Annotated in this window: 8 protein-coding genes and 2 pseudogenes; all 10 read left to right on the forward strand. The window is 26.2% G+C overall.

Annotated elements, in window-relative coordinates:
- Nucleotides 1-600: 600 nt before the first annotated feature.
- The gene (locus CVV26_03245; protein ID PKL72025.1) at nucleotides 601-1,047 is read left to right on the forward strand and encodes a hypothetical protein; all 447 of its coding nucleotides are present in this window, start codon (nucleotides 601-603) and stop codon (nucleotides 1,045-1,047) included.
- An 88-nt stretch (nucleotides 1,048-1,135) separates the two neighbouring features.
- On the forward strand, nucleotides 1,136-2,356 hold the full coding sequence (locus tag CVV26_03250; GenBank protein PKL72026.1) for a hypothetical protein: 1,221 nt from the start codon (nucleotides 1,136-1,138) through the stop codon (nucleotides 2,354-2,356).
- Nucleotides 2,357-2,378: 22 nt separating this feature from the next.
- Nucleotides 2,379-4,115, forward strand: coding sequence for a hypothetical protein (locus CVV26_03255; protein PKL72027.1), 1,737 nt, complete (start codon nucleotides 2,379-2,381; stop codon nucleotides 4,113-4,115).
- 159 nt (nucleotides 4,116-4,274) lie between these two features.
- Complete coding sequence (locus CVV26_03260) at nucleotides 4,275-4,877, forward strand: hypothetical protein (protein PKL72028.1); 603 nt, start codon at nucleotides 4,275-4,277, stop codon at nucleotides 4,875-4,877.
- A gap of 16 nt (nucleotides 4,878-4,893) precedes the next feature.
- Nucleotides 4,894-5,118: a hypothetical protein gene (locus CVV26_03265; protein PKL72029.1), complete on the forward strand. Its 225-nt coding sequence runs from the start codon at nucleotides 4,894-4,896 to the stop codon at nucleotides 5,116-5,118.
- Nucleotides 5,119-5,159: 41 nt separating this feature from the next.
- Nucleotides 5,160-5,567, forward strand: coding sequence for an HIT family protein (locus CVV26_03270; GenBank protein PKL72030.1), 408 nt, complete (start codon nucleotides 5,160-5,162; stop codon nucleotides 5,565-5,567).
- Between the two features lie 15 nt (nucleotides 5,568-5,582).
- Nucleotides 5,583-6,831: pseudogene (locus CVV26_03275) on the forward strand (LL-diaminopimelate aminotransferase).
- Nucleotides 6,818-7,315, forward strand: coding sequence for a virulence factor (locus CVV26_03280; GenBank protein ID PKL72031.1), 498 nt, complete (start codon nucleotides 6,818-6,820; stop codon nucleotides 7,313-7,315). The pseudogene CVV26_03275 and the gene CVV26_03280 overlap by 14 nt, the downstream one beginning before the upstream one ends.
- Nucleotides 7,316-7,325: 10 nt before the next feature.
- A pseudogene (locus tag CVV26_03285) lies at nucleotides 7,326-8,584 on the forward strand (diaminopimelate decarboxylase).
- A 95-nt stretch (nucleotides 8,585-8,679) separates the two neighbouring features.
- Entirely contained in the window at nucleotides 8,680-9,846 is a 1,167-nt protein-coding gene (locus CVV26_03290; protein ID PKL72032.1) for a hypothetical protein, read from the forward strand.
- Nucleotides 9,847-9,906: the final 60 nt, after the last annotated feature.

The raw sequence follows: 9,906 nt of genomic DNA on the forward strand, positions 1-9,906 counted from the left end.
TAAATAATTTCTAAATAATCTCTGTAATGTACTGACCGACTTTCCGCTTTCATCTGACAATTCCTGTAAGATCATTTTTCCAATAATCCATTTTTTAAACCAAATTTTTTGCCTTAATTGTGAATTTATTTTGTTTCGGTTAGTAAAAGTAGATTCACAGTTGTGACAAAAATATCGTTGACGATTATCTCTTCTACCAAATTTTTTTGTATTTTTGCTACCGCATTTTGGACAATGTTTTTTTTAATTTTGTCATAATAGTTAAAGTGTTTTAATAATAAACTTAATATTTATTCTAATCTTAAAGCAAATTTAACTATTATAGCAACCATTTTTGACCATTAAACCGGAAAACTAAAATTTAATTTACCAAGCGTAATGAGCTACCCACTATAAACGACGGAGAGCCGAATTAAATAGGTGTTAAAAAAGAGCTTAGCCTAGAAAACTTCCTAATGTTTATTATTTTATTATAAATAAAGAAATAAAATCATATAAAGATTTAATAGTTTGGCAAAAATCTATTAAACGAGTAATTGAAATTTATCAAATTACTAAATATTTTCTTAAATCCTAATCCTAACATCTAATCCTTATCCTATGCATTTAAACAACCTAAAACCTAAAACCTTTAAACTAATAACTACTCCTATTTTTATAATTTTAGGAATAACGCTCTTGATTGCAGGGCTTTATTTTAGTGTTCAAATAGAAAAAACAGAAAAAATTAATTTTGAAAAACAATTAATAATACATGGGTTAGATTTAGAGATTTTAGATAGCTCTCAAGCAATAACAGAATATTTTAAATTTTTTCCTTTATTAATTATTGCTTTAGGGTTTGTATTTTTGCAGATTTCTTATATTGGAGAAAGAAGAGAAAAAGAATATGAAAAAACATTAAGCAAAACATTGAGAGATAGCGAAGAAAAATTAAAAGCTTCTTTAAATGTTTTAGAGCGATTTAATGAAATAATGGTTAATCGGGAATTAGAAATGATTAAATTAAAAAAAGAAATTAAAAGAATAAAAAAGGGAATTTTGTAATAATAAATAGTATTATATGTATTGACAAATACAAAATGTCCGATAAAATGTATTTAGTAAAATTAATTTATTTAAATTATTAAAATTTATGAGTATTTTAAGAAACATAACCAATCAAGCAAAAAAATATCTTGATAACGATCAGATAATGTTATTTATTGGTCCCAGACAAGCCGGAAAAACTACAATATTAAAACAATTACAAGATTTTTTAAAACAAACTGGGCAAGAAACTTTTTTTCTAAATCTTGAAGATCCGGATTATCTAGATTTATTAAATCGATCTCCAAAAAATCTTTTTAAGATTATTTCACTTAATTTAACTAAAAAGAGTTTTGTTTTTATTGATGAAATTCAATATCTTAAAAATCCGTCAAATTTTTTGAAATATTTTTATGATGAATATAATGGTAAAATAAAAATTTTAGCTTCGGGGTCATCAGCTTTTTATTTAGATACAAAATTTAAAGATTCATTAGCTGGTCGTAAAAAAATTTATAATGTTTTAACTCTGTCATTTAAAGAATTTTTGCGATTTAAAAATGAGGAAGATTTATCAAAAAAAGATTTTTTTAATTTAACTCTTTCGGAAAAAGAAAAAATTATTTTATATTTTCAAGAATATATTACATATGGAGGATATCCGCGGGTAGTACTCAGTTCAATAGAAGATAAAATAGATATTTTGCGTGATATTGCATATTCTTATATTAAAAAAGATATTTTTGAGGCTAATATTAAACAAGAAGAAGTTTTTTATAAACTTTTTAAGATTTTATCTTCACAAATTGGTTCTTTGGTAAATGCTTCTGAACTTTCCGTAACTCTTGGAGTTTCTAAAACAACCATTGATCATTATTTTTATGTTATGCAAAAGTCTTTTCATTTAAAATTAATTAGTCCATTTTTTAAAAATGTCAGAAAAGAATTAACCAAAATGCCTAAAGTATATTTTTTAGATTTAGGATTAAGAAATTTTTTTTCAAATAATTTTAAAACATTTTATGAGCGAGAAGACAAAGGAGTTTTTTTGGAAAATATTACTTTTCGGCAATTATTAGAAAATTATGATATTGATGAAATTAAATTTTGGCGAACAATTCAAAAACAAGAAATTGATTTTGTGATAAAAGATAATCTAGCATTAGAAATTAAAGTTCAGCCCAAGCTTTTTAAAAAAAACAAATACAAAATATTTCTTGATAATTATCCAGAAATTAAGGTTATTATTGTTGTTTTTGATTCTTTAGATAAAATAATAGAACATTTTCGTATTATTAATGTATGGCAAATTGAGCAAGGAATTTAATAAAATTAATTAATAATAAATTATGATGCCATTAAACCAACAAATTGATTCAAACACATTTGAAGAATTAAAAAAGGATAAAGAAATACTTGAAAAACAACGTTTAGCGATTTTAAATATTTTAGAAGATACGCAAGAAGGACAAAAAGAATTAAAAGAGCGTTATCGTGATTTGAATATTATTAAAACTTTAATATATGAATTAAGTTCAAGTTTAGATATTGCTAAAATTATAGAAAAAGTTATTCGCGCAATGCGACAAATTTTACCAGAGGAAACAAATTATTTTTATTGTATTACTCCTATAGATTCTGCTTCTTCTCAATTTTGCGCTTGTTTTATATATGCTCAAATAGAAATTGGCGATGCTTATTTTAATCCTATTAAAAAATCTATTAAATCTTGTTTAGAACAATTATCTGGTTCAATTTTGCAAAGAGAAGCAATAATTAACCAAATGCGCGAGACAATTAAATTTGAGGTTTTGGGAGGATATTATTCTAAACAAGCCTTTTTAAAACCGTTTTCTTTAGAAAGTGTTCCAATTATTATTGGGAATGAGTTATTGGGAATAATTAACATTTCTTCAATTAAACCTAATTATTTTACTCAAGTGCATCGCGATATTTTTACTACCATTGTTGGAGTAATGGCTGAAACTCTTTCGCGTCTAAAAATACTTTCAAAAACAGAGCATTCGCGAACAAAAATGTTAGTAGAAAGTTTGAGCGACGGAGTAATTATGTTTGATATAAATAAAAAAGTTTTATTAACGAATTCAGCTGTTCAAAAAATGACAGGACTTCCACGGGATGGATTTTATTTATCTGAATTTCAAAAACTTTTTCCTGAACAAGAAATAGAAAAAAAAATTTCTAAAACACTTCAAACAGGCGAAAAGATATATTCAGAAGAAATTAAAATTGTTAATTTTATTTATGAATTATTTGTTTTACCAATTTATGATCCAGAGAAAAAAATTATTGGCGGGGCAATTATTTTGCATGACATTACCCGCATTAAAGAAATAGATAAAATGAAAACAGAATTTATTTCAATTGCTTCGCATCAATTGCGCACCCCGTTGTCTGCTGTTAATTGGTATACAGAAATGCTTTTAACTGGCGATGCCGGAGAATTAAATGAACAACAAAAGGAATTTTTAAATCAAATATATAAAGGGAATCAACGAATGGTCGCATTAGTAAATGCATTATTAAATGTTTCTCGTTTAGAAATGGGTACTTTTGTAATTAATCCAGAGCCAACAAATATTATTGATCTTGCTCGTAGTGTGATCAATGAATTAAGACCGCAGATTATTCAGAAAAAACTTGAATTTATTGAACAATATAATGAAAAAATTCCAAAAATTAACATTGATCCAAAATTAATACGCATTGTTTTTCAAAATCTTTTATCTAATGCAGTGAAATATACACCAGAAAATGGCACAATAACACTTAAAATCTTATTGTCAAATGATAATAATCAAGTGTTAATTAGCGTTTCTGATACTGGTTATGGTATTCCCAAAAATCAGCAATACAAAATGTTTACAAAATTTTTTCGCGCTGATAATGTGCAAGAAAAAGATACAGATGGGACAGGATTGGGATTGTATATTACGAAATCAATTATTGAGCATTCTGATGGTAAGATTTGGTTTGAATCAGAAGAAAATAAAGGCACGACATTTTATGTTTCTTTGCCTTTAATTGGGATGAAAAAGAAAGAAGGCACAAAAAGAATTGAATAAAATATACATGAATTAACCCTAGGTTGAGATGTTCTAACCAAAAGATTTGGGTAGGTTGGAGCCTCTGCTCCAACCAAAAGAAAAAAAAGAAAAGAAAAGAAAAGAAAAAAAGATGAGAGCAGAGGCTCTCATCTACCCCATAAATTTATAAATAATTTTATGAAATTAATTTTTTTTGCAATAAAATTTATTAGATATTTTTTAATTTTATTTTTTGTAATTTTAATTGCTTGTCTTTTTTGGCAAAATTATGTTCCTTCGGGTTATTTTGAAGCAACTCAAGATTTTAAAACATCGCAAAAATTTATTTCAGATTTTTATCCCAAAGAAAAAATTTATGGCAACGGAATTGTTGAAATGCCAATTTATTTTAAAGTAAGAGCTCCTCAATATTTTAAAAAAGCGCATTTAACTATTATTTATCAAAATCCATCAAATATTCCTTTAGATCTAGGAATAAGAAAAAATTTGACAGAACTAGAAACATGGGGTTTACAAAAAGAAGATTATAAAAATAAATCTTTGTCTAAAAAAAGCATTTTAAATGAAGATTGGCAGGAAGCCAATTTAACATTTTCTTTAGAAAACATTTCTTTGATTGATTATAATTATGAATTTATTATTTCTGCTTCTGATAAAACTGCGTTAATACAAAAAATAAAATTTAAAAAAATCAAAATTATTTTAGAAAAAGATCCTTTGACTTGGCAAGAATTTTTTAAAAAACAAACACAAAATCTAAACCTAAAACCTAAAATCTAAAACCTATTTATTGTTTATGGAAACTTGGACTAAAAAAATAATTTATTTGGCAGTAAATGAATTGTTTAAAGAATTAAGCTTAATTTTTTTAATGGGATTTTTTATTTTAATTTTTTTAGAAGATTTAAAACAAGGTTTTGTAACGCTTTATTTAAATCCTAATTGGTTTTTATATTTTGGGTTGTTTTGTTTAATAGCAATGCTTTTAATTAGCGCAAAATTAAGAAAGAAAAATTTTTAATAAATAAAATAATATTTTAATTTAATTTTAACTTTAATTTTATGGCTTGTGTATTTTGTAAAATTATAAAAAAAGAAATTCCATATTATGGAATTTATGAAGATGAAAGTGTTTTGGCGTTTTTAGATATTGCCCCGGTAAATTATGGGCATACGATAGTGGTACCTAAAAAACATTATGCGAATTTTGAAGAAATTTCAGATGAAGAATTGTGTAAAGTTATTAAGGTTGTAAAAAAAATTGGCAAAGCAATAATAAAAGGATTAAAAATAAGAGGATATAATATTTTTGTTAATAATAATCCTGTCGCTGGACAAGTTATTTCTCATATGCATTTTCATGTAGTTCCTAGAACAGAGGAAGATGGATTACAACTTTGGGCACAGGGAAAATATGAAGAAGGCGAAGCAGAAAAAGTAATGAAAAAAATACAATTAGGATTAATTTAATTTTAACTTAAATATATGGCAAAGATTAATCAAAATTATAGAAAATTAGCTGGAGGATATTTATTTCCAGAAATAGGAAAAAGAGTAAATGAATTTATTAAAAATAATCCTGAGGTTGAAATAATGAGATTGGGTATTGGAAATACAACTGAACCAATAACGCCAGCTATTTTAAAAGGACTTCATCTTGGTGTTGAAAAATTAGGCAATGTTGAAACTTATACTGGATATGGCGATGAGCAAGGAGCAAGGAGATAAAAGATTAAGAAATGCACTGGCAGAATTTTATAAAAAAAGAAAAGTAGATATAGATGCTTTGGAAATTTTTATTAGTGATGGAGCAAAATCAGATTCAGCTAATATTCAATCTATTTTTGGTTTAGATAATATAATTGCGATTCAAGATCCTTCTTATCCAGTTTATGTTGATACAAATGTTATTGCTGGCAGAGCAGGCGATTTTAATTTTGAAAAAAAGCAATATCAAAAAATTGTTTATATGCCTTGTTCTGAAAAAAATAATTTTTTTCCAGAAATTCCAAATAAAAAAGTTGATATTATTTATTTATGTTTTCCAAATAATCCTACTGGTGCTTGCGCGACAAAAGAACAATTAAAAAAATTTGTAGATTATGCAATAAAAAATAAATCAATAATTATTTTTGATTCTGCTTATTCTGCTTTTATTTCAAATTCTGAATTGTCAAAAAGTATTTATGAAATTAATGGAGCAAAACAATGCGCAATTGAAATAAATAGTTTTTCAAAAATTGCAGGATTTACAGGAGTAAGATTAGGTTGGACAATTGTACCAAAAGAATTAATTTGCGAAGATAGTAATTTAGAAGAATTAAATAATTTATGGAATAGAAGACAAACAACTTTTTTTAATGGAGCTTCAAATATTGTTCAAGAAGGTGGATTAGTTGCATTAAGTGATGAAGGTCAAAAAGAATGTCAAATGTTAGCTGATTATTATATGGATAATGCGAAAATTATTAAGCAAGGATTAGAATCAATGAAATTAAAAGTTTATGGAGGAGAAAACGCGCCATATGTTTGGGTAGAAACTCCTAATAAAATGGATTCTTGGGATTTTTTTGATAAAATGTTAAGTGAAGCGAATGTTGTGATAACACCTGGAGTTGGTTTTGGTCCCAGTGGGCAAGGATATTTTCGTCTCAGCGCTTTTGGTCATAAAGAAAATATTATAAAAGCAGTGAAAAGTATTAAAAATAATTTATTAATTTATGAGAAAAAATAATCAAATTCAAAATAAGGGAGAAATAATAATTTATCAAACTTCTAAAAAAGAGGTTGATATTAAGGTACGGCTAGAAAAAGAAACTGTTTGGTTAACTCTTAATCAAATTGCTTTTCTTTTTGAAACTGATAAATCTGGCATATCGCGTCATATAAAAAATGTTTATCAAAGCGGGGAATTAGAGCAAAATTCAACTGTTGCAAAAATCGCAACAGTTCAAATAGAAGGAAATCGTAAAATAGAAAGAGATATTGAGTATTATAATCTTGATATTATTTTGTCAGTAGGCTATCGCGTTAATTCCAAGAATGCTACACAATTTAGAATCTGGGCTACTAAAACATTAAAAGATTATTTAGTTAAAGGATATGTTATAAATGAAAAACGACTTTTGGAAGCGCAAAATAAATTTAATGAATTACAAGAAGTAATTGCTTTTTTACAGACTAAAGCGCAAAAAGAAATGTTAATAGGGCAAGAATAAGAAAAAAAATATGATTAGAAAACCATTTTTTACAAAACAACAAATAGAAAAAATAATTGAGAAATATCCAACTCCTTTTATTATTTATGATGAAAAAGGAATAAGAGAAATTGCTAGAAGATTAAATAAAGCGTTTGATTGGGTTGAAGCAGGAGGTTTTAAAAATTATTTTGCTGTGAAGGCTTGTCCTAATCCATATATTTTAGAAATCTTAAAACAAGAAGGTTTTGGCGCTGATTGTAGTTCTGGGCCAGAATTAATTTTATCTGAAAAAGTTGGGATTGTTGGAGAAAATATTATGTTTTCTTCAAATGACACACCAGCAGAAGAATATATTTTTGCGAGAAAAATTGGAGCAATAATAAATTTAGATGACATTACTCATATTTCTTTTTTAGAAAAACATGCTGGAATTCCAGATTTAATTTGTTTTAGATATAATCCTGGACCATTAAGAGAAGGAAGTGAAATTATTGGAAATCCAAAAGATGCGAAATATGGATTAACAACAGATCAAATTTTTGAGGCTTATAAAATAATGAAGGAAAAAGGTGTTAAAAGATTTGGTTTGCACACAATGATTGTTTCTAATATGATTGAATCAGAATATATTATAGAAACAGCAAAAATGTTGTTTAATTTAATTGTAGAAATTTCAAAAAAATTAGATATTAAATTTGAATTTGTAAATTTGGGCGGAGGAATTGGCATAGATTATAAACCAGAACAAAAACCAGTTGATATTGAATTTGTTGCTAATTCTATAAAAAAACTTTATGAAGAAATAATTGTCGCAAATGGACTTGCGCCATTAAGAATCGTTATGGAATGCGGGAGAATAATAACAGGACCAAATGGGTTTCTTGTTACAAAAGTAAGACATATAGCAAAAAAATATAAAAATTATATTGGGCTTGATTCTTGTATGGCTGATTTTATGAGACCTGGAATATATGGCGCATATCATCATATCAGTGTATTAGGAAAAGAGAATTTTCCATCTATATTTATGATGTGACTGGTTCTCTTTGTGAAAATAGTGATAAATTTGCAATTGATAGATCATTGCCAAAAGTTGAGGTTGATGATATTTTAGTTTTGCATGATGCTGGAGCACATGGCAGAGCAATGGGATTTAATTATAATGGAAAGTTGCGATGTAAAGAAATTTTATTAAAGGAGAATGAAGAAGTTGAATTAATAAGAAGACAAGAAACAGAAGAAGATTATTTTGCAACTTTTTCATTTTTAGGCTCTAAATATTTTTGAAAGATTAAAAATTTTAGTTAAGGGGAAAAATCCATTTATCGTAACATTTTTTGTGTCGCAAGATGTTGAATTGGAAAAGCAAATAAGTATTTTTGATGATTTTTAATATGGAAATTAATATGTCTAATAAAAAAATAATCAATATCACTTTATTTATATTGTTATTTTTTTCTATTATTACTTTAATAATAGCTAAAATTAACGGGTTGAATTATGCTTTATTTAATCGAATTAATGATGGAACATTGATTGTTTTTTCAGTAATTTTAATTTTTTGTATCATCTTAATCCAATTAAACATTCGGAGTTGGGTAAAATACTTAGTAAATGTTTTATTAGTTTTTATTTTATTGGTTTTTGCGTTTATTTATTTTTTAGGGAAAGTTTTCTATGAGGAAAAAAATATTTATCGTATGGTTTCAACTAATAATAAATATGAAGTAATTATAATTGAAGGGAATGGTGGAGCTACGACTGCCTATAGCTACAAGGTATTGTTGCGAGAGTTAAAATTATTTATGCCAAAAGAAATAGAAATTTTTTTTAGTTATTTAAGCCCTATACCTGAACAAACTCGTTTCTTAAATGATAATACTATAGAAATTTTTTGTCAGTATTGCCAAAGTTTTATAGTTTCATTTGACAAACGGACATTTCGAACTAATAAAAAATTACAATTTTACAAAGGAGAACCTGTTATAAGAACTTGGTTTGGACATAAAAATGAACAAGAAAAAAAAATTGAACAGCCTTTAAATAAAAATTGGGAAGGTAAATGGGTATTAGAAGATTCAATGCAAGATTATAACGGAACTCTTATTATAAAAAATCAAACAGAAAATTCATTTTCTTTTTCACTCGAGGCTCTTAATGGATCCCATACAGGTATTTTAAATGGAGAAGCAAAAATTGTTGATAATAATGCTGTAAGCATTGTAGGAGATATAGACGATAAAGAATCGCAATGCCAAGTAGATTTTATTAAGAAAGAAAATGATATTAATAATATTATTGAAATAGAAACAACAAATGATGATTGTTTGCCATTTCATGGAGTAAGAGTTCATTTTGCTGGGAATTATGTAAAAAATGGAGTTATAAAAATAAGAAAATTAGAAGATTTTGTGCAAACACAAGATAGTAGTGATTCATGTGAATATTATGATCGTATTTTTAAAAATAATGACGAGACGAATGTCTTTAAAAAATTAGTTGGAGATAATTATAGACATCACATCCAGATACCGCACCCCTATTTCTAAAAATCTAAGAATTATGGTATAATCATACCATGGGAAAATGTAAAAAGCTAACAACAAAAC

It is taken from the genome of Candidatus Kuenenbacteria bacterium HGW-Kuenenbacteria-1 (genome assembly GCA_002839745.1).
Lineage (GTDB): Bacteria > Patescibacteriota > Patescibacteriia > UBA2591 > PGYQ01 > PGYQ01.